The sequence below is a fragment of the Cellvibrio sp. 25HG11W-0 genome (genome assembly GCF_057815475.1).
Genome location: NZ_CM174230.1, coordinates 2862296 through 2884121, shown reverse-complemented (window position 1 = coordinate 2884121; position 21826 = coordinate 2862296). Strand labels below are relative to the sequence as shown.

At 44.9% G+C, this 21826-nt stretch carries 17 protein-coding genes; 11 read left to right on the top strand and 6 right to left on the bottom strand.

Features of this window, described 5'->3' with window-relative positions; translation table 11 throughout:
- Positions 1-39 precede the first annotated feature (39 nt).
- From AC0KUT_RS12170 to AC0KUT_RS12160, 3 genes are all read left to right on the top strand, one after another.
- Entirely contained in the window at positions 40-2397 is a 2358-nt protein-coding gene (locus AC0KUT_RS12170; RefSeq protein WP_488830233.1) for an alkaline phosphatase D family protein, read from the top strand.
- Between the two features lie 313 nt (positions 2398-2710).
- Positions 2711-4498 carry a carbohydrate-binding protein gene (locus tag AC0KUT_RS12165; protein WP_488830231.1) on the top strand — a complete coding sequence of 596 codons (1788 nt, stop codon included), beginning with the start codon at positions 2711-2713 and terminating at the stop codon, positions 4496-4498.
- A gap of 206 nt (positions 4499-4704) precedes the next feature.
- Complete coding sequence (locus AC0KUT_RS12160) at positions 4705-4965, top strand: hypothetical protein (RefSeq protein ID WP_488830229.1); 261 nt, start codon at positions 4705-4707, stop codon at positions 4963-4965.
- A gap of 162 nt (positions 4966-5127) precedes the next feature.
- Here AC0KUT_RS12160 and AC0KUT_RS12155 read toward each other — a convergent pair whose 3' ends face one another.
- The 4 genes from AC0KUT_RS12155 to AC0KUT_RS12140 form a co-directional block, all read right to left on the bottom strand.
- Positions 5128-6381, bottom strand: coding sequence for an NAD(P)/FAD-dependent oxidoreductase (locus tag AC0KUT_RS12155; RefSeq protein WP_488830227.1), 1254 nt, complete (start codon positions 6379-6381; stop codon positions 5128-5130).
- Positions 6382-6457: 76 nt separating this feature from the next.
- Positions 6458-6766 (bottom strand): 2Fe-2S iron-sulfur cluster-binding protein, encoded by a 309-nt coding sequence (locus AC0KUT_RS12150; protein ID WP_488830225.1) that lies wholly within the window; start codon positions 6764-6766, stop codon positions 6458-6460.
- Between the two features lie 51 nt (positions 6767-6817).
- On the bottom strand, positions 6818-7987 hold the full coding sequence (locus AC0KUT_RS12145) for a cytochrome P450 (RefSeq protein WP_488830223.1): 1170 nt from the start codon (positions 7985-7987) through the stop codon (positions 6818-6820).
- Positions 7988-8222: 235 nt separating this feature from the next.
- A complete protein-coding gene (locus AC0KUT_RS12140; protein ID WP_488830222.1) occupies positions 8223-9164 on the bottom strand; it encodes a sugar kinase in 942 nt (313 codons plus the stop codon).
- 271 nt (positions 9165-9435) lie between these two features.
- Here AC0KUT_RS12140 and AC0KUT_RS12135 point away from each other — a divergent pair, with 271 nt between their 5' ends.
- Positions 9436-10284, top strand: coding sequence for a hypothetical protein (locus AC0KUT_RS12135; RefSeq protein WP_488830220.1), 849 nt, complete (start codon positions 9436-9438; stop codon positions 10282-10284).
- A 48-nt stretch (positions 10285-10332) separates the two neighbouring features.
- Here the strand turns inward: AC0KUT_RS12135 and AC0KUT_RS12130 are convergent, their stop codons facing one another.
- A complete protein-coding gene (locus tag AC0KUT_RS12130) occupies positions 10333-12495 on the bottom strand; it encodes a cellulase family glycosylhydrolase (protein ID WP_488830218.1) in 2163 nt (720 codons plus the stop codon).
- Between the two features lie 213 nt (positions 12496-12708).
- Between AC0KUT_RS12130 and AC0KUT_RS12125 the strand changes: the two genes are divergently transcribed.
- The 7 genes from AC0KUT_RS12125 to AC0KUT_RS12095 all read left to right on the top strand — a co-directional run bounded on the left by AC0KUT_RS12125 (position 12709) and on the right by AC0KUT_RS12095 (position 21079).
- The gene (locus tag AC0KUT_RS12125) at positions 12709-14283 is read left to right on the top strand and encodes an MFS transporter (RefSeq protein ID WP_488830217.1); all 1575 of its coding nucleotides are present in this window, start codon (positions 12709-12711) and stop codon (positions 14281-14283) included.
- Positions 14284-14516: 233 nt separating this feature from the next.
- Positions 14517-15656: a mandelate racemase/muconate lactonizing enzyme family protein gene (locus AC0KUT_RS12120; protein WP_488830216.1), complete on the top strand. Its 1140-nt coding sequence runs from the start codon at positions 14517-14519 to the stop codon at positions 15654-15656.
- 13 nt (positions 15657-15669) lie between these two features.
- Positions 15670-16689, top strand: a complete 1020-nt coding sequence (locus tag AC0KUT_RS12115; protein WP_488830214.1) for a zinc-dependent alcohol dehydrogenase — start codon at positions 15670-15672, stop codon at positions 16687-16689.
- Between the two features lie 7 nt (positions 16690-16696).
- On the top strand, positions 16697-17461 hold the full coding sequence (locus AC0KUT_RS12110; protein WP_488830212.1) for an SDR family oxidoreductase: 765 nt from the start codon (positions 16697-16699) through the stop codon (positions 17459-17461).
- A 5-nt stretch (positions 17462-17466) separates the two neighbouring features.
- The gene (gene aldA / locus AC0KUT_RS12105; protein ID WP_488830210.1) at positions 17467-18912 is read left to right on the top strand and encodes an aldehyde dehydrogenase; all 1446 of its coding nucleotides are present in this window, start codon (positions 17467-17469) and stop codon (positions 18910-18912) included.
- Between the two features lie 171 nt (positions 18913-19083).
- Positions 19084-19692 (top strand): GntR family transcriptional regulator, encoded by a 609-nt coding sequence (locus tag AC0KUT_RS12100; protein WP_488830209.1) that lies wholly within the window; start codon positions 19084-19086, stop codon positions 19690-19692.
- 227 nt (positions 19693-19919) lie between these two features.
- Positions 19920-21079 (top strand): IS3 family transposase gene (locus tag AC0KUT_RS12095; RefSeq protein WP_488830207.1). Its coding sequence is split into 2 segments (ribosomal slippage): positions 19920-20172 and positions 20172-21079, totalling 1161 coding nucleotides; the frame shifts between segments, so codons are not numbered across the junction.
- Between the two features lie 323 nt (positions 21080-21402).
- Here AC0KUT_RS12095 and AC0KUT_RS12090 read toward each other — a convergent pair.
- Positions 21403-21765 (bottom strand): hypothetical protein, encoded by a 363-nt coding sequence (locus tag AC0KUT_RS12090; RefSeq protein ID WP_488830206.1) that lies wholly within the window; start codon positions 21763-21765, stop codon positions 21403-21405.
- Positions 21766-21826 lie beyond the last annotated feature (61 nt).

The following is a 21826-nucleotide window of genomic DNA, read 5'->3' as shown; positions in this document are numbered from 1 at the left end:
GCACAGATTAAATTAAACATTAAAAAGAGTAGGTGAGATATGACCGAGAACTTTTCACGCCGCGAAGCCTTAAAGCTTGCTGTTGCTGGCTTGGCTACGGGTGTTACTGGTTGCGCTATAAATACCGGTAAAGCTACAACTCTAGCTCCCGCTGCATTGAGCACCACAATTGAGGATAGCTGGCGCAATAGCCATGACCGAGTTTGGCTGGGCGGAGACTACTGGGCTAACCCCATGGAGGATTGGCGCATTGTAAATGGCGGCGCGGAATGCTTGAGTGCAGGCGGTAATCGCAGTGTTCATGCCTTAAGACACCAATTAATAAACACCGCGGGTAGCTTTACGCTGGCGGTTAACCTTAGGCGCTTACAGTTGGGCTTAGAGGATGGCGGCGCTGGCCTGCGCTTGGGCGCCAAGAGTGACATTAACGAGCACCGCAGTAATTGTTTTGTGCAAGCGGGCATAGACGCGGGCATTATTCACAATCAATTAGCCTTGGGTGACAAGCGCCTGGAATTGTCGCAGTTGGTCGCCCAGCAGGAAATTAGGTTAACGCTCAAGGGTGAGCCGCGCCTAGGGGTTTATGCCTTGCAGCTTGAGGCGCACTTGCTCAGCAGCGGGGAGTTACTGGGTAAGCTAGAGGATTTAATCGCGGCCGAAAAACTCTTGGGGAATTTGTCGGTAGTGAGCAATTTTGCTTTTTCCTCTGACGTTGCCGCGCCGGTACAGGGCAGCCGCTATAGATTTTCACAGTGGTCTATAACGGGAGATGCATTCAGCGATTTACCCGAGCAAAAATTTGGCCCTATTTTATGGTGTATGTACAGCTTAAATGACCCCCGCAGTCACGAGGGCTTTGTGTTAAAACTCAGTGTACTCACTGGCCCCATGGGCGCTAAGGACAACAAAGCTGTTGAATTAGAAATTAACAAATCGGGCCGCTGGCAAACCCTAGCTAAAGCCGAGTTAGATACAGATGCCTGGCTGGCAACTTTTCGTATTGCGCACTGGAATGAAGCTGAGGCTATAAGCTATCGCGTGGTTTATCGCGAGCAGTGCCGCGATGGCAGCCAGCTGCCAGATTATTTTTCTGGCACTATTAAGGCTAATCCCCAGGGGAGGAGTTTGCGCATGGCGGCACTTACTTGCCAAAATGATTACGCCTTTCCCTATGCGCCAGTGGCTGAAAATGTTGCAAAATTAAATCCAGATTTGGTGTTTTTTTCCGGCGATCAGCTCTATGAGAATCACGGCGGTTTTGGTTTTATTCGCGCACCCGCCGCGCCCGCCATTTTGAATTACCTGCGTAAGTTTTATCAATTTGGCTGGGCCTTTAGGGAGGTAATGCGCAATGCCCCCACCATTTGCCTGCCGGACGACCACGATATATTACAGGGCAACCTCTGGGGCGAGGGCGGTGCTGCAGCACCGGCGGACGCTCCGCTGGCGGGTAATGTCGACGCCTGGGGCGGCTATGTGACGCCAATTCGTGTTGTCAATGTGGTGCATAAAACTAACACATCACATCACCCAGACGCCTATGATCCAACCCCTAGCGCGCGCGGCATGAGTGTGTACTACACCGACTTGGTCTATGGCAATGTCGGCTTTGCCATTCTTGCCGATCGCCAGTGGAAGAGCGGCCCTGAGCGTCTCAATATTAAAGTGGGTGTTACCGGTGAAGATGAGGCGCCAAACTACATCAACCCAAAATTTGATCGCGCCGACTTACAGTTATTAGGGGCAAGACAAGAAGAGTTTTTAACGCACTGGGCCAGCGATTGGCGCGGCCATGCGTTAAAAGCAGTCTTGAGTCAAACTGTGTTTGCGGGCATATCCACGCACCAACCTCTGCCTACAAAATATTTAAAATATGATTTCGATTCCAGTGGCTGGCCCGCCGGTGCGCGCAATCGCGCAATTGACATAATGCGCACATCCAAAGCATTGCATATTTGTGGCGATACTCACTTGGGCTCCCTGTCGCAATATGGTGTGCACGCGCAGCGCGATAGCAACTGGGCTTTTTGTACGCCGGCAATTGCCGCGGGTTGGCCTAGATGGTGGCGCCCCGACGCAGTAAATGCTCCCGTTCACAATCGCCCACAACATGGACTTGAACAAACCGGTGAATACTTAGATAGCTTCGGCAATAAAATTTATGTCTATGCCGTGGGTAACCCTGAAGTAGGGAAATCGCCGAATCGCTATATTCAAGCCCATGAAAAGGGCAGTGGTTTTGGTTTTATTCTGTTTGATACTGCCGCCAAAACCTATAGCACCCAAGCCTATCGCTTTTTAATTGATGTGAGTGACAATAATCCGCATAACCAGTTTGCGGGTTGGCCAGTCACTATTCATCAGGATGAAAATGCGGGAATAAATAAACTAGGCTAGTCACCTTGTTGCGCCAGAAGACCAGTAGGGAGCTTTACACTCCCTACTGGTTTAGCCTGCCAGTTCGCGCTGTTAATCTTTCATTTTCTTCTCGCTGTGTAAATTTGTAACCTTTTGCCCGCTCTGCTTAAAAACCCATTGCACACAATTGATTAATGTTAACAATTAACATATATTGGTTTTTCAGCATTACCTGCCAGCATTGGCTATCGACATAGATGTCGCGTATTTATAAAAATAATATAGCTAACCATTACTTTTACCCATTGATACCTGTTCCGTATCTATAACAATAATTATTTGGAGTTCTACGATGAAAAAATATTTTTCATGTGCCGCCGCATTGCTGTTGGCTTCAGCTTCGCTCTGCAGTTTTGCTGCCGATTGGGATGGGGTACCTATTCCCGCCGCCGCTGGCAGTGGCAAAACCTGGCAATTGCAATCTATTTCCGACGAATTTAATTATACCGCCAGCCCAACGGCGAAGCCTGCAGCCTTTAATACCCGTTGGAATCCCTCATTTATTAACGCCTGGACTGGCCCTGGCGATAGCGAATTTAATGCAGGGCACTCCTACACTACAGGTGGCTCTTTAGGCTTGCAGTCAAGCGCTAAAGTGGGCACCAATAAAATTTATACCGGTATTATTTCGTCAAAGGATACCTTTACCTACCCACTGTATTTAGAGGCAAGGGTTAAGCACACGGGCAATACCTTGGCGAATGCGGTTTGGATGTTAAGTGCAGACTCGACCCAAGAAATTGATGCAATGGAATCCTATGGCAGCGATCGCACCGGGCAGGAGTGGTTTGATCAACGCATGCATGTGAGTCACCATCTGTTTATTCGCAGCCCCTTTCAAGACTATCAACCTAAGGATGAAGGCTCTTGGATCCTGAATTCACAGGGCACTTGGCGCGGAGCCATGCATGTGTATGGCGTGCATTGGAAAGACCCATGGAATTTGGATTACTACATTGATGGCGTAAAGGTTCGCAGCGTGTCTGGCCCAGCCATGATCGACCCTAATAACTTTACCAGCGGCACCGGTATCAATAAACCTCTGCACATTATTATCGATGTGGAACATCAAGATTGGCGTGATGTGCGTCCAACGGCGGCCGAGTTAGCGGATGTTAATAAGAGCACCATGTTTGTCGATTGGATTCGTGTTTATAAACCCGTGGCAGGTGCGGCGAGTTCAAGCAGCCTGAGTACAAGCAGCGCTGCAAGTAGTTCTAGCTCTAGTGCGACTAGCACAACGCAGGTAATCGATTTTGCTAATTATTTTGATACTGGAAAGTCTACCGCAGTTGTAGCGGGTGATAACTATATTGGTTTCAATAAAGCCGGTGGCGGTAATATCAATTACAACACCGCAGGTGATTGGGCTGACTATTTGGTAACCCTGGCAAAAGACGGCCAATATAAATTTGAAATTACCGCCGCATCGCCCATGACCAGTGGCTTGGGTGCCAAGCTAAGTATCGATGGTATCTATGTGGGCACTATTGCTATTAGCTCAACCAGTGGTTGGGAGAATTACAGTAAATTCTCTTTAGCTAACCCAATTTCTATCGGTGCGGGCACCCACACATTGCGCATAGAAAGTGCAGGCACTAGCGCTTGGCAGTGGAATGGCGATGATATTCGCGTTACTCAAGTGGGCAGCGACCCAGTAGGTTCACCCGCCACACCTGTGGCCGAAGCTATGACCCTGCAAGCGGAGAGCTTCAGCGCCACTGGCGGTGTCTACGACGGGTTTAAAATTTATACGGTAAATGGTGTGCAGGGCATCAACTACAATCAGCGCGGCGATTGGGTTGAGTATTCCGTGAATGTAAAAGTGGCGGGCAACTATAGTTTTAATGCCTATGTGAGCACACCCATGAGCGGTTCCGCCTTAGAGGTAAGTGTGGATGGCGTTAAGGTGTTAACTCAAGCTGTGGCGAACAATGGCAGCTGGGATAGTTTCCAAAAACTAACCGCCGCTAGCAAGATTAATTTGAGCGCAGGTGTTCACACTATTCGGGTTACTAGCGCAGGCACTACCAGCTCAACTTGGGAGTGGAATGCGGATAAGTTTGAGTTGGTTCCGTAGTAATACTTTTTCCCATGGAGTTCACATACCCATTGAAATGATGGGTAAATAAAAACACCCAACAATTGCGCTTAAGCATAGCGCCGTTGTTGGGTGTTTTTTTGTGGGTGCAATAGCGATTGTCATTATTTTTTTTGGGTGAGATAATCCAGCGTGATTAAGCTATAACGATAACTCTAGTTAATTCACCTTAAAAGGACTCATAGATGAATATTCAAAAAACGCTCATATTCCTTGTTTTTATCTTGCTGCTTTGCGCCTGTACAGGACGGGAGCTGATCACCGGTGTGGCCCAATTTGAAGCTGATAAGCACTGTAAGACCAGCAGTAACATTAGCTACTTAGAATGCGGTACTATTCTGGATGATGAGTATGAAAAAAACAAACTATTAAAGGAACAGCAGCTGCGTGAAGCCGATGAAGCTATACGGCAGGAAAATTTGGAAAAATTAAAGAGCGCTAAATAATTATTAGCAGTTAAGAAATAGGTTGGTTGGTTAAATTATCGGCCTAAAAAACATTGGCATTCAAAACGCTAGCGCCTTAAAAAGTTATACCCATCACGGTTGATTCCGCACAACAGTTATTTTTAATGGAAAATAGGAAAACTCTTCTCGTTTTTTTCAGTGCTATTCCTGCAATAACTCTAGCTTTAATTCGCGGCTAGTATCTGCCAGTGCAGCTTTGTTTATGCGCGCGTTGGCTTTGATGAGTTTGGTGCCCAGTACATAGGCTTTGGCGTTGTTGACGGCATCTACCGCCAGCAACTCATCGCCGTAAAAATACCAAGTGGAAAACTTTTGTTCAGTGGTGTTTTCGTGTCGAATTATGACTTGGTCATATCCGGTTGATAGTCCCACCATTTGTAATTTTACATCGTACTGATCCGACCAGAACCAGGGTAGGGCATTATAATCTTGCGCTTTACCACAAATATCCAGCGCCGCAATTTTGGCTTGATCGACAGCATTTTGTACCGATTCCAAACGTATGTGACGTTGATAGTGTGGATTAAAGTGATAGCTGCAATCGCCAATAGCATAGATGTTTTCGTTGCTAGTGCGCGCCTGTGCATTGACACAAATGCCGTTTTCAATGGTTAAACCAGCTTGTTCTGCGAGGGTTTTATTGACCCGCACCCCGACCCCCACAATAATAATATCGGCTAGATATTCTGCACCGTCGCTGGTATGCACTTTATTAACGCCAGCATCGGTGGTGATGGCGCTGACATTTTTCTCGGTAACAATTTTTACACCATGAGATTCATGCAGTTGTAAAAAAAAGGCCGACATTTCAGGGGCGGTGACACGAGCGAGAATGCGATTTTCGCGCTCTAGTACCACCACGGATGCGCCCAATTTTTTTAGCGAGGCCGCCGTTTCCAGACCTATATAACCACCGCCAATAATTACGACACGTTTGTTCGGGCTCTGGTGAATGGCGACTTTGATGCCTAGGCTATCTTCCATGTTGCGCATAAAAAAGAGATTGTGCGCATCAGCTAAGCCATTAATCGCAGGCACTATCGGGCTTGCGCCGGTAGCGAGAATCAATTTGTTGTAGATAATTTCATCGCCATTGTCCACATTGATTTTTTTTGCGTTTGAATACAGTTGCGTAACTTTAACACCCAGTAGTAATTCAATGTCATTTTGTGCGTAGCTCGTTTCTGGTTTTAAAGCGAGCTTATCTATTGCATCATCGCTAGTGATATAGGTTTTGGATAGCGGTGGGCGGTGATAGGGTAGTGTGGGGTCGGAATCGATGAGCAATATTCTGCCTGCCCAACCCTCTTTGCGCAGCGCAAAAGCAGCGTTAACACCAGCGTGACTTGCGCCGACGATAATACAAGTTTGTGTTGTAAGCAGATGATTAGTCATAGCGAGGAACCCACAAATAATGGTTTATGATTGCATGGATTTTACTGGGGTGTGTTGCTGGTCTGTGATTGCTGGGTTAGCCAACCACTTCGAGTATTAAGCCATCCACTTGCTCGTTGATTTCTATTTGGCAGCACAGGCGACTACGCTCATTAACATTATCGTCAAGTTCCAGCATATCTTTTTCGATTTCACTTGCGGCGTTCAATTTACTGGCATGTTCTGTCGGGACATATACATGGCAAGTTGCACAGGAACATACGCCACCGCAGTCGCCGCCAATACCTAGAATGCCATTATTAACCGCCAGCTCCATTACACTGCCTGAAGTTGCTTCCAAAGTGATGCTGTCTTTGTTGGGGGTAATGAAAGTAATTTTTGCCATTTTGTTTTCTCGCGTAAAAGTGTTGGGTTCAATCTTTGTTTGAACAAGATATTATTTGGATAATTGTAGATGCAACTTGTGGTAGCCAACCTTGCGCTGGAAATTACCCCAGTTTTCGATGTTTTCTTGTGCATCACCCAGGGTGATCTTATCGACTTGTTGGCACAGTTCATCTAACAGGATTTGCATAGCTACCCGTGCGTGGGTTGCACCAAGGCAATTGTGATGACTAAAACCAAACCCTACGTGCGGGTTTAATTTACGATCCAACACCACCTCGTTGGGGTTTTCAAAAACCGCTGCGTCGCGGTTGGCGGAAGCCCAGCAGAGTGAAATCCGCGTATCATTTTTTACTGCATGCGCACAGACTTCACTATCTTTAGTCGCAACTCTTCCCATATGGGTGAGTGGTGAGAAATAGCGAATTAACTCTTCAATTGCACGATTATGAATTTCAGGTTCTTTGCGTAAACGTGTCAGCGATTCGGGGTTTTCACCTAAGTAAGCGAGAGTATTGGTGACCATATTAATCACTGTGTCGCGACCGCCGGCAAAGGTAAGCACGATAATGCCTTTAATTTCATCGTGAGTTAATTTTCTACCCTGTAATTCAGTGGCTAGTAACACGGAAAAAATATCGTCACTGGATGATTTTTCTGCCTCAGCGATTTTTTTATCAATGTAGTTGTACAGTACCTGCGCCTTACTACCGTCTAATGGGTTATCTTCGCTGCGGAAAACATGTGTTCCCCAACTAATAAATAAATCTGCTTCTTCATAAGGAATGTTGAGCAGTATGGTTAATGCTCGGGATTGTAAGGGCAGCGCAAAATCGTAAATGGCTTCAATTGAATCCTGTTGTAGAGATTCTTGTACCAATGCTGAAATCTGTTGGCGCAAAGCTTGGCGATAAGTTTCTTCCAAAGGACGTTTAAACCAAGGCTCTAAAAAGGCGCGGTAATCGCCGTGTAGGGGCGGGTCTATTTCAAAGGGAACCTGACGAATATCGCGAATATTGACTTCGGAGGGCACCACTATCCTGCCGGGGGTGGCAGCGGAGCTAAAGGTTTTCCAGTCGTGCGCACATTTGCGCAAATCTTTATGGCGTAACACCATCATCACTGGATCATTTTGATCATCTACAAAGCCAACACCTTGTTCAAGGCGAGCCTTTTCAAAAGGGTCGGGAATACCTGCGTGATTAAAGGGGCACTTGTTCATAGTGTTAGTCTCCAAGTGATCATTGATAGGTTTCATAATAGAGCGGAGGGGCTGTGGCTAATACACAGATAAGGTGAAGAAATATCAGAAATTTGACATGCTGTTGATGGAAAAAACTATGCAGATACAACCTTATAATTATTCTAATGGTAACTTGATTGGTAAAAGCTCCGACTAAAATGGAGCCGAGCTTTTACCTTTTCTAGCAAAAAGAGACTTGATGCCTGTAGATTTTCTACTCGGTGGTTACGCTATTTAGATGGCGCATAAATAGTTCTCTGTTAAGAATGGCTCCTTTATGCTGAATAACCAGCGCGGAGATTTGTGCGGCAAAACGAATTGCTCTTTCAGGATCTAGACCGCGTGCACGTGCCGCCAGATAGCTGCCGTTGAATGAATCACCGGCGGCAGTCGTATCGATAACCTGGGTGACGGGTTCGATGGCAATCTCTAGTTGTTCTTGAGGTGATTGGTAAATGATAGGGGCAGGGCCATCTTTTATAATGATTTCATCAATTTGATAAACACTTAAAAATTGGCTCACCGCTGTCGCGGAACCTAACTGATAAAGGTTGGTAAAATCCTCTAAACTCGGCAAAACCAAATTGCTTGCACGAAAAGCAAGTTCATATTGCGCTTTGCAATCCTCAATAGAAGACCATAATTTTGCGCGATAATTGGGGTCAAAAATGACCTGGGTACCTTGTTGTTTCAGCCAGTGAATAAACTCCCAAAAACTAGCTCGACTATCTTTTTCTAAAATGGCCAAAGAAATACCAGAAAAAAACACTTGCTCGGGAATAATGAAGTTCTCGGCGGAAAATTGTGCCTGATGTAAATGCATGACCTGTTTTGCCGCTGAGTCATTGCGCCAATATTGAAAACTGCGTTCGCCGCTACTGGAGTTGTTGATCATATATAGCCCCAAACTTTTGTCTGGGTGCTGATAAATCAAAGCGGTATCTATATCCTCTTGCTGCAAGGCGGAAATCAAGTTAGCACTGGGTGCATCTAGGCCCACTGCCGTCATAAAAGAGACTTGCATTGCTTCTGGTGCGCAGCGTTTTAAATATACCGCCAAACTGTGTACATCCCCTGCAAAAGATTGTTGCCATAAGTCAGGGCTAGCAGGGCTCAATTCCAGCATGCTTTCGCCAATAATAACAATTCGTTTCATGATCTCTTCGCTTGTTTGGAGTTGGGCATGGTTTTTAGTGAATGGTCCATTCTATAGATGCGCCATTAAAATGTAAAATGTTGACAATATTTTGTGGGTGAATGATCTTGATTAGGTCTAAACGGTTTGTGGCCGATGGTCTACTCTTTATGAAGTGAAATAGTTAGTTGGCTGTGTATTTAGCTGGAGAAAAGTTGTGAACTTACATCTACGCCACATAGTTGGGATTCTATTTTTGTCGGGTATAGGGGGCTCTTGCGAGTGTCTTGGCATGCAGGTTGTCAATTATCGTATTCCCAGCACCACCATTGATCAATACGAAAATTATACGGTTGAGTTGCTAAGGTTGGCGCTTGAAAAAACGCGTGCTAGCTATGGCGATTATCAGCTTCGGCCTTTGCCAGATGGTGTTAATAGACTCAGAGCAAAAAAAGCTATTGCTAGCAATGAATACGCTAATTTGGTTATTGAGGATAGCTATGATGGCTCTGAAACTGCTGATGTTACCTACATTCCATTTCCTGTTGATCTAGGTATTTTGAGTTATCGGGTATGTTTTGTGAATCCACGTGTGGCTAAAGCAGTTGCGACTGCTCATACGTTGGGTGAGTTGAAGCGCTATCGTATTTTACAAGGTATTAATTGGACTGATACGAAGGTTCTGAATGCCAACGGATTTAAAACACTAGAAGTGTCTGCATATAAGAGTTTCTTTCGTATGGTGTCGTCTGGTCGTGCGGATTTGTTTTGTTTGGGCGCCAGTCAAGTAATGAATGAATACCTTAATAATAATAGAGGTCTGCAATTGATGGTTAATGACAGCTTCTACTTTTATTATAAATTGCCGCGATTTTTTTTCCTCAGCACACATGACATTATCTTAAAAGAGAGGATTGCGCAGGGATTGTTACTTGCCTATCAGGATAAAAGTCTACAGGCACTATGGGAGGAGAAGTTTTTAACTAGCTTAATGTACATAAGGTTAGATACGCGAAGAAGCTTTGTGCTTCATAACCCATTGAGTGAGGCATTAAATCCAGCCTATGAGAAATATTTTATGCCATTGACTGCATTTGCTCAGTCTGGTGATACTTCAATTAAAAATAAATATTTAAAATAAAAAAGCCATACTCTTTCGGGTATGGCAAACAGGACGACAATGGAATTTTTAGTGCGTAATACTTCGGCTGTACTGGTATGCTCTTAGTGCAACTGAGCTTATGTGGCCACCATCATCTGGAAAGCTCACTTCAATTTGATTGTTGGCGTTGAGCAGTGTATATGAAATCGGAATTTCAATTACCCCAAAAAAGTTTTCCCGCCCTTTGCCTTGATGGTACTGATCGTAACCGCGATAATCTTTGGGTACGGTCACTTCGGTACCATTGATGGTCACTTTTGGCTGTAATGACTTTCCATGATTGCGACCTATACCCAAGCGTAATGTGGCTTCTCCAAATTGTGCAGGTGCGATGCCATTAATTTCAAACTTAAGTATGCTGTTGGCTTGAATCGCTTTTAGATATTCAGTTGCGTAGACTTTTTGTTCAACTTTGGTTTGATCAATTACCATTGCACTTTCATAGTTCATTGTGATGATCATGGTGCCGTTAGCGCCAATGTTTAAAGTGTCAGGAAAAGCGGCGCTAGTAGTTTCTGTTAATACTGGCGCATTTTGACTATCTGTATGTAAATGTTTAATTGTGGCATTTGCAAAAGCTGGATTATTTAATGAGTAGTCACTCAGTGTGAAATCTACATTATTAAATTCCAAATTATTAATGATTACATACACGCGCTTATCATCAGCATAGGCATTGACTACTAGGTCTGGATCGCTAGACGCGATATCAATACGTGTCCCCTTAACGTCTGACCACAATTGATAGAATTTAATCATGTCAGTAAAAACCCACTCGTCACCGGTTTCACCGGGCGCTTCTTTGCGTTGACGCATAAGGCGATCATTGTAGGGAATACCGTTCACACGCCCCCATTCTGCTTTTATTGGAATAAATGGAATTGTCTTGGCGATATGGTCGGGTCGTTCCATAAAGCTCATCAATAAGCCATTTAGTGCAATCAAGCGTAATCCATCACGCTGAGGGGTCCAGGGATCATAAAACATAGAATGAATGCTAGCGCCATATTCTGAAATAACCAAGGGCTTGATGCTGCCAAATTTAATGGTGTCGTATTGCTCTAGCAGATCAAGTGTGGCCTCGACGTTGCTACCGCGACGATATTTTTCGCGATTGTTGTATGCTGGGAAATCGTAAAGATGAATGGAGTAAAAATCCATATTGGCGCCAGCTATATCAATAAAAAGCTTGTCGCGGTTGAGCCATTGCTGAAAATTATTTTTATCGTAATCGGGAAAGGCTACGGTGTAGCCACCAATCAATACATCACTATTGGTTTTGCGAATTTCTGCGGCGACTGTGTTGTGGTATTGGAATACCTTTTCTACAGAAACGGGGGAGCTGCTGGCATCCACAAGGTCATAAAGGGGTTCATTCATCACTTCAACATAAAGCGGTTTGGGTTGGCCAAATATATCGCCGACACCTTTATTAAAGTATTTCGAGAGGAACTGCCCCATATAATGCCCGGTAGCGGTCCCAAAAGGCTCGCTTGCGCTATCCGTTTGGGAAAGCGCCCAGCCTTTGCGGGTCAGTTTTCCATCGGGCCAATAGGGGTGCTGCTGTGCTCCCACAATCATATCTGTTAAACGATTTTCAAATTGGCGGACTTTTGCACTGTTGGCGTTGTTGCTGTACACCCAGCGAACGCCATCACCTTTGGTTTGCGCATCAGTTTCACTGACAAAACCTAGGCGAGCAGAGTCTTGATTGAGTTCACCTAGCTGCCAGCTGATACCGCCGGTATCGCGGCCAAAATACACATCATAGCCTTCCATGACTTCCGTAATCAGGTCAGCCGAGGCATTGGGTGCCCCTAAACTTTGGGCATTTGAACCAAACCAATCCGCCTCAGTATTGGAGGAGTGGATGGTGATAAATTTACGTCGGTCAAAGCTGTCTACGTTGCCAACTATATGTTTGATATCCCTATTGAAGCTGATTTTCGGTCTGCTGTCGGTCGATGCAGCTGCACTGCTTATTGAGCTTGATAGGCTCATACTGCTCATCGTACTCGACACGCTAATACTGCTATTACTTGCGGCTAAACTGCTAATAGCTGCTGATGAGGGCGTCGAGCTGACACCTGCCTTGCTAGTGGTTGATGGGGGAATTGATGTCCCGCCGCCGCCGCAACCGCCCAGAATTAGGGTATAGGTTGCGATAGTCATTAGTTGAATGAGTTTCATATCACACCTGCAGGAGTTATATTTATTTGGCCAGCTTGATTGATGGCAGTACAGATAGTAACAGTTCACCTCTAAAATGTATATATTTAATTGTTAACAAAAATAACGCGTGTTACACTTGAGCTAGAGTCTCTATTGTGGTGGGCTTGATTTTGTCGGTGTTTGTGGGCTGGTTGCTCGGTTCAAATAATAACTATTGAGTGGTAATTAGATATGCAGAGAGCAAATAGAAACGCGTTTTTCTTTTCCTTTATTGTGGCTCTGGGTGGATTTGTCTTTGGTTTGGATATAGCCCTTATTTCCGGCACCATTAAGTATATTATTGCTGAATTTAATTTATCCGCTTTTCAAGTGGGGGCCATTGTCGGTGGTGCTACAGGTTTGGGGTCAATTGTAGCGCTGTTATGCGCTGGCTATTTTTGTGAGCGATTTGGGCGGAAAAATACCTTATTAGTGATTGCGGCTCTTTATTTGGTGTCTGCACTAGGCTCGGCATTTGCGGTTAGTTTCGAGACACTTTTTGCGGCGCGCTTTTTGGGCGGTTTGGCTTTTGCATCGCTCATGCTTGCCTCAATGTACATTGGGGAGATTGCTCCGCCAGGCATGCGCGGTAAGTTGGTGGGCTTGAATCAAATGAATATTGTCGTCGGGATTTTTATTGCGCAGCTTTTGAATTTCTACATAGTTACTGTAATTAGTTCGCAACCTGTCTGGGCGAATTGGATTGGTTTGACAGAGTTAACCAGTTGGCGCTGGATGTTGGGGTTGGAGATTTTTCCGGCGCTCGTCTGGTTTTTACTGCTCTTTCTTATTCCAGAGAGTCCACGTTGGTTGGTGATGAATGGTCGAAAGCACAAGGCAGAAGAGGTGATCGCTAAAATTGCCCCTGCTGCGATGGTTCGCTACCAATTTGAGCAAATTTGTGAAAACTTGAAGGGGGCGGAGCATTCGCTAAGTGTGAGTGAACAATTGAGGTTGTTGTTTAATTCCAGGTTGCGTATTGCACTTTTTATTGGCGTCGGAGCGGCTATGTTGCAATCGCTGTGTGGCATGAATGCTGTTCTGGGGTATATGCCATTCATCTTTTCACAGGTGGGAGGGGGCGATGCCAGTGCATTTCAGCAAACTGTATGGGTAGGGGCAATAGGCTTATTTTTTACATTCCTTGCGTTAGTCATGATTGATCGAATGGGACGCCGTCCTATTTTACTCTGGGGATCGGTTTGGGCTGCTGTGAGCATGGGGATTGTTGCCTATTGTTTTGCTGAGGCAACTTATGTGTTGACGGCGGAATCCGTAGCAACTTTTGGTGGGCGGGTTGATGTGTCGCTGTTAACACCCATGCTCGGCATTGAGTATTCTAGTGACTTGGAATTTAAACTTGCATTGGCGAAAAATTTGGGTTCGGCAGCGTTTGGCTCCTTACCGGCTGATCTGCTTAGTGCGGCGGCGCACATGCAAGGTGTGTTGGTATTTGTTGGGTTGATAAGTTTCGTGGCAGCATTTAACTTTTCGTTAGGTCCGGTCATGTGGATTTTATTTTCAGAGATATTCCCCACTCGAATCAGGGGGGTTGCTATCCCTGTTTGCGCGCTGGTTTGCACATTATTTGGCGGGGTGTTGGTGCCAACGTTGTTTCCTTGGCAGATAGAGGTTCAGGGTGTAGCGGCCACATTTATGATTTATACCTGTTTTTGTGTATTGGGCGCTTTTTTTGTTTTAAAAATGGTGCCGGAAACCAAGGGTAAAAGTCTTGAGGAGATCGAGGCTCAACTTACGACGGATTAATGGCGTGACATTTTATTAATTACTCTCTTATGTGCTCTTGGCGTATTGCCGGATGCAGGCATTAAAACGCTTTCGTCTGGCGATATCGGCAGATATTGCCTTGCTCTCTAGTGTTTTCTCATCTTTATTGTATCCCCGCATCTTACTTTTGAAATTATAAGACTTTTCTGCTTTACAATTACCTGTCTCGAGTGTAGATTGTTAACAATAGACAAATGCATCGGGATAGATCTATGCTAAATACAATTTCTTGCGTGAGTAATAATGCACTCTCTGCAACACACATCAAAGCAGTCAAAATTGAATACTACCAAGTACCTTTGGTTGAAGTGTTATCTGATGCAAAGCATGGCGATCACACCTGTTTTGAGCTGCTCGTTTGCCGTATCTATTGCCAGGATGGTGCTGAGGGTGTTGGTTATACCTATACCGGAGGTAAGGGTGGGCGCGCGATCTATTCCCTTTTGGATGATGAATTAAAGCCAATGCTTATTGGCCGAGATGCGTCAGATATTCACGCGATTTGGGAAGATTTGGGTTGGCATCTGCACTATGTGGGGCGTGGCGGTTTGGTCAGTTTTGCCATTTCCGCGGTCGATATTGCCCTGTGGGATATACGCTGCAAGCGTCTGAATTTACCTTTGTGGAAATTGGCGGGAGCCGCCAGTAACAAGACCCGGTGTTATGCGGGTGGCATTGATTTGAATTTCAATGAACAAAAGCTGCTAAAGAATATAGATACGTATTTGGGTCGTGGTTTTAATGCTGTAAAAATTAAAGTTGGAAAAGATAATTATAAAGAGGATGTTGCGCGTGTTGCTGCTGTGCGTCAATTAATTGGTAAGGATGCCACTTTTATGGTCGATGCCAATTATTCTATGACTGTTGAAAAAGCCATTCGCTTTGGCCGAGCGATAGAGCAGTACGATATTACCTGGTTTGAAGAACCAACAATTCCCGATGACTATGAAGGTTATGCCCGCATCGCAGACAGCATTAATATTGCGCTGGCGATGGGTGAAAACCTGCACACTATCCACGAATTCACCTATGCCATCAAGCAAGCCAAATTAGGTTTTTTACAGCCAGATGCTTCCAATATCGGTGGCATCACCGGTTGGTTGAAAGTGGCAGAGCTCGCCTATGCCCACAATTTGCCCGTATGTAGTCACGGCATGCATGAACTGCATGTATCACTGATGTCTTCCCAGCCGCACGCGGGCTATCTCGAAGTTCATTCCTTTCCAATTGATGCTTACACCACACGTCCGATAGTTATCGCCGACGGCCTTGCCGTTGCATCCGATGAGCCTGGAACAGGTGTGACATTTGATGAAACATTATTACGTCCACATTTAATCAAACAATCCTGAGGGGATCGAAATTATGTTAGCTGCTCAATATGTTGGTAATAAAGGCTTTCAGGTTGTTGAGGGCCACATGGTGGCCCCTGCTGCTGATGAAGTACGTTTGCAAGTAGGATTTGTCGGTATTTGTGGTACAGATATGCATATCTATCATGGTGTGATGGATCAACGCGTTGCACCGCCGCAAATTATTGGTCATGAAATGTCAGGCACCATTGTTGAAATGGGCGCAAGTGTAACTGGCTTTAATATTGGTGACCGTGTAGTTGTGCGCCCGTTAGATTACTGCGGTGAGTGCCCTGCATGTACAGCAGGCCACAGCCATGTGTGTCACAAATTAAAATTTATGGGGATTGATAGCCCAGGTGCATTCCAAAATTCATGGACTGTGAAAGCGCGTACATTGCACAAGCTTCCCGACAATATTGATCTTAAGCAAGGTGCGCTGATTGAGCCATTGTCGGTAGCAGTGCACGATATTTCTCGCGCTCGGTTAAAAGCAGGTGAGAAAGCGGTCGTTATTGGTGGTGGCCCCATTGGCCAATTAGTTGCTCTGGTAGCAAAGAGTGTTGGTGCAGAGGTAATGATTTCTGAGGTCAACCAAGTGCGCAATGAGTTTGCGCAGAAAAATGGTATTAAAGCTGTTAATCCGCTTGAGCAAGATTTGGATGCTGCCGTTAAAGAGTGGACAAATGGTAAGGGCGCAGATGTTGTATTTGAAGTGTCTGGTGTGAAAGCTGCTATTGAAGCTATGACTAAAATTGCCTCTGTGCGCGGCCGTATTTGCATGGTTGCGATTCACTCACAAAAACCAGAAGTTGATCTGTTCCAGTTCTTCTGGAAAGAGCTTGAACTTGTAGGTGCGCGCGTCTACGAGGCTGCCGACTTTGATATGGCAATTGAATTGGTCGCATCAGGTAAAGTAAATCTGGAGCCTTTTATTAGTTCGGTATCCAGCCTGAATAACATTGGCAGCGCTTTTGCCAGCATGGATAACAATCCTGCTGGTATGAAAGCTTTAGTATCTTGCGCGGAGTAAATTATTCATGTTGGATCAATTCAGTTTAAACGGTAAGGTCGCATTAGTGACTGGCTGCAAGCGTGGCATAGGTAAAGCCATGGCTGTTGCACTTGCGGAAGCAGGTGCAGATGTTATCGGTGTATCTGCCTCGCTCGAATTACACGGCTCTGATATAGAAAAAGCAGTGCTGGCAACTGGTAAAAAATTCAGTGCGTATCAATGTGATTTTGGTAATCGTGCAAGCCTTTATGCGTTTATCGAAAAAGTAAAAGCAGAGCATCCGGTGATTGATATACTGGTGAATAACGCCGGCACGATTTTGCGCGCCCCCGCGGCTGAGCACAGCGATGAGTATTGGGATCAGGTGATCAATGTAAACTTGAACTCACAATTTATTTTGAGTCGTGAAATTGGCAAAACCATGCTTGCGCGCAAAAGCGGAAAAATTATTTTCACCGCGTCATTGTTAACCTATCAGGGTGGCTTAACTGTGCCTGGTTATGCAGCGAGCAAAGGTGCTGTGGGGCAATTGGTGATGGCGCTGTCGAATGAGTGGGCATCGCAAGGTATTAACGTCAATGCTATTGCGCCCGGTTATATCTCTACCGATAACACCGAAGCGTTGCGTAATGACAAAGATCGTTCTGCGTCTATTCTTAGTCGTATTCCGCAAGGCCGCTGGGGCACGCCGGAAGACTTTAAAGGTCCGGTGGTCTTTTTGGCATCAAGCGCCTCTAACTATATGAACGGCAGCACCGTGTTGGTTGACGGTGGCTGGATGGGGAGATAAGCACCATGAAAAATGATCTCAATTTTATTAATGGCCAATATGTGCCATCAAAAGTGGCTGGACATATTGCTGTTTACAGCCCAAGTACGGGTGCTGAAATTGGCCGCATCCCGGAAGGGTGTAAAGAAGATGCTCAAGATGCATTAGAGGCAGCACAGGCAGCACAAAAGCCTTGGGCTGCCCTTACCGCGCGTGCCCGTGCAACATTGCTGCGTAAATTTGCTCAGGCAATTCGCGATGAAACTGAATTGCTTGCCACTATGTTGGTGCAAGAGCAGGGCAAGTTGCTCGATGTGGCGCGCGGTGAAGTAACTGCAACGGCTACGTTTATCGAATACGCCTGCGACAATGCACTCACGATTGAAGGCGATATTTTGCCTTCCGATAAACCCAATGAAAAAATCTACATCCACAAAGTGCCGCGCGGTGTTGTGGTGGCGATCACTGCTTGGAACTTTCCTTTAGCACTGGCAGGTCGCAAAATTGGCCCTGCGTTAATAACGGGCAACACTATTGTTATTAAGCCTACTCAGGAAACACCTTTAACAACATTGGAGCTGGGTCGTATTGCCAATGATGTCGGCATTCCAGCGGGTGTGTTGAATATCGTCAATGGTTCTGGTTCAGTGGTGGGGCAGCATTTATGCGAAAGCCCTATCACTCGCTTAATTACCATGACCGGTAGTACCCGTGCCGGACAAATTATTTATAAAGCCAGTGCGCAGCATTTAACCCCTGTGATGTTAGAACTGGGCGGAAAAGCACCTTTTATTGTGATGGAAGATGCTGATTTGGAATTGGCGGCCGAAGAGGCGCTCTGGACGCGTTTTGCCAACTGCGGACAAGTGTGTACCTGCGCCGAGCGCCTCTATGTGCATGAAAAAGTATATGACGCATTTGTTGCCAAGTTTGTACCTAAGGTGAAAGCCTTGGTAGTGGGCGATCCTATGAACCCTGCAACGCAAATGGGGCCAAAGGTTAATCGCCGTGAAATTGAGCAGATTGATGGCTTGGTAAAAAAAGGTTTGGCGCAAGGGGCGGAATTAGCCTGTGGTGGTAAGCCTGCGGTAGTGCCTGGTTTTGAACAGGGTAACTGGTACGAGCCAACAGTCTTGGTGAATGTGAAACAAGATAATATTTTGGTTCATGAAGAGACCTTTGGCCCCATATTGCCGATCGTGAAAATTAGCAGCATTGATGAAGCGATTGCTTACACCAATGACAGTGAATACGGACTTTCTGCGTATCTTTTTACGCAGAGCCTGAATTATATCCATCGTTCTATCGCAGAAATGGAAGTGGGTGAGGTCTATGTAAATCGCGGTATTGGCGAGCAGCATCAAGGTTTCCATAATGGTTGGAAGATGAGCGGCGCTGGTGGCGAAGACGGTAAATACGGTCTGGAGCAATACTTAGAAAAGAAAACTGTCTATTTGAGCGAGAAATACTAACATCGCTAATTTGAGGCTTTACAGTAGTCTGACCAGTGAATAGTAGTAATTTTGGATACAAATAGTCATTTTTACTCACTGTTATTGTTTAGATTATTGTCTATTGTCTGCAAATAGCTTAGCCTTACTAGTATTCTCTAATAAGGCTATTTTCGAAAGGTCATGCAGATCATGAAAGAAACAAAAAAAATTATTCCGGTAAGGGATCAAATTGCCGATCAAATCAGGTCAGATATTATTGCTGGCGATATGGCACCGAATGCTAAGTTAAATGAAGTTGCTTTGGCGGAGCGTTTCGGCGTATCGCGCGGTCCAGTTCGCGATGTCTTGTTGCAGCTGACAAAAGAAGGGTTGCTGGTAGCTAAAAATAATTGTGGTGTATCTGTAAATAGCGTTCTTTCGCCTGAGCTGCAAGAGCTAATGATCGATATCCGAACAAAAATTGAACTTCATGCAGTTAAAAATTTAAAAGGTAAGTTGCAAGAAGCTGATTTTTCTGCGATAGATGCGATTTTGGATCGTTTGCAGGATGCTTTTGACAATGAAAATTTTACTGAAGTTACGAAGGCTGATATGGAGTTTCATCGCTATTTGGTTATGAAAGCCGGCGGCGAAGAACTAGTTAACTTGTGGCAACCGATTATTTTGCGTATGCGCATGAACTACAAACGCATCACTAAGCCGGTGGATTGCGTTAATGAACATAGAGCGATTAGTGATGCACTGCGTAAAGACAATATTCGTGAAGCGACTGCTGCGCTTAAATCAAATATTCGTTAAGTTAATAATCATTATTGTTTAACTAATTAATTCAAGAAAAATCGACCTGAGCTTAAATTGTTTTTAACCTGCTAATGTAGGTAGCAATTTGAACTCAGGTTTTTTTTTCAATCCGAATTTGTCGAGCAGGCTTGTACTGTCTTGATTTCTCATCGACTATGGCAATGAACCCCTCCACCAATATCGGACACCTTAGAAACTGAGTAAACTTACTCCAGAGGTGATCCATGAGCAAGAAACAACCCCCGCAAACGAACAAAAGATATACAGCTGAGTTCAAAAGCGAAGCCCTAAAGCTAGCCGAGCGACTTAGCGTAGCAGAAGCCGCCGAAAAGCTGGGCATCTACCCCAGTCAAATTTACAGCTGGCGCAGCGCACTAAACAACAGCCGAACTGGTGTCGAAAGAGAGTCACTGCTAGCAACCGAAAATGCTCGTCTAAAACGCCAACTGGTAGAGCAAGCAGAGGAACTAGAAATCCTAAAAAAGGCGGCTACCTACTTCGCGAAGCATCAAAAATAAATCGCTATGAGTTTATGCTGACCTATTGCGCGCTATTTTCAATTTCGATGATGGCGCGCGTATTGTTAGTATCGCGAAGTGGGTATTACAGCTGGCTAGATAACCGTGAGGTGATCAGTTGGCGCATGCAGCAAAGGGAAGCGATTGACGTGTTAGTAAAGGCAGCGTTCGTTGCTGGAAAAGGTCGCTATGGCGCCGAACGAATTTTTCATGATTTGGCGGAGCAAGATAATCCGCTCGACATAAAAACGATTAGTAAAAGCCTGAAAATACAGGGTTTAATTGCTAAGGCGGCCAAACTATTTAAAGTTACCACTGACAGCAATCACGCACTGCCAGTTGCGCCAAATTTGTTGGAAAGAAATTTTGCAGCGCATCGACCTAATGAAAAATGGGTGACGGATATTACTTACATTCAGACCACTGAAGGCTGGTTATATTTGGCGGTGATGATTGACTTGTATTCGCGCAAAATTGTTGGCTGGTCGATGAGTAAAAATATAGATGCTCAATTGGTTTGTGATGCATTAATGATGGCGTTGTGGCGACGGAAATTTCCACAAGACGTTATTGTTCACAGCGACCGAGGCAGCCAATATGCATCGCATGCATTTAGAGATTTATTAAATAAATATTCGCTCAGACAAAGCATGAGCCGCAAGGGAGATTGTTGGGATAATGCGTGTGCGGAAAGTTTCTTTCATTCACTAAAGGTTGAGTTAATTCACGGCGAGCCACTACTGAATGGAAAACAAACACGCGAATCTATTTTTGAATATATCGAAGTAGATTACAATCGGTACCGCCGCCACAGCGCTATTGGCTTTATTAGCCCTGAACGCTTTGAGGCAACAAATGTATGTTAGTTAACTGTCCGATGTTGGCGGTGGGGATCATCCCCGTCGTAGCGGGAATTATGGACAATTTCAGGCTCCACTAACATATTGCCATTTTAATTTTTAAAAGAGCTTGCGGCATAAAAATTGACAATTACTATCATCTGACCATTTGTTTAAATGCTCTACTAAAGATACAGGAATCATTATGAAAAAAATAATGTTGAATACAATAATAAAAATTTTGTATCTTGCTAAACCCATTTTTCTCAATCTAATATTTACAAATGTTCCTACTCCCCAAAAAATAAGTAGCACTAGCGTTATATAAAAATCAAACAACATCGTAAGCCTCACTTAAAGTGATTAAAAAAATGGATCCAGTTTTCACCATTTGCAAGAACTCGATAATCATTGACCATCAATAGTGGTTGGTCTTGCGCAACCTGCTCACCTTCAGACACCAACACCTTTTCAACAATGCCAGTGGTTTCGGCATATACACGAATAATACCTTCGGGTGGCTCAAGCCAGCCCACGACGGTTTCTTTGCGCGCATAGTGGCTGAAGAAAAGCCAAACAAAAACAGCAAATACCCACAGCAATAAAACGCTGAGTATGAGCGTATGGGATAGTTGAGGTAGCAAAACAACATCTCCAAGCAGTCTTTGCTTGCGATAGTCAATTGCTTGTTGACGAAAAAGCTGTTTGTTCATTCCTTTAACACACTTAAATTATTTATATTTATTTAAGTGGGCAGGATAATTTCGGTAAATC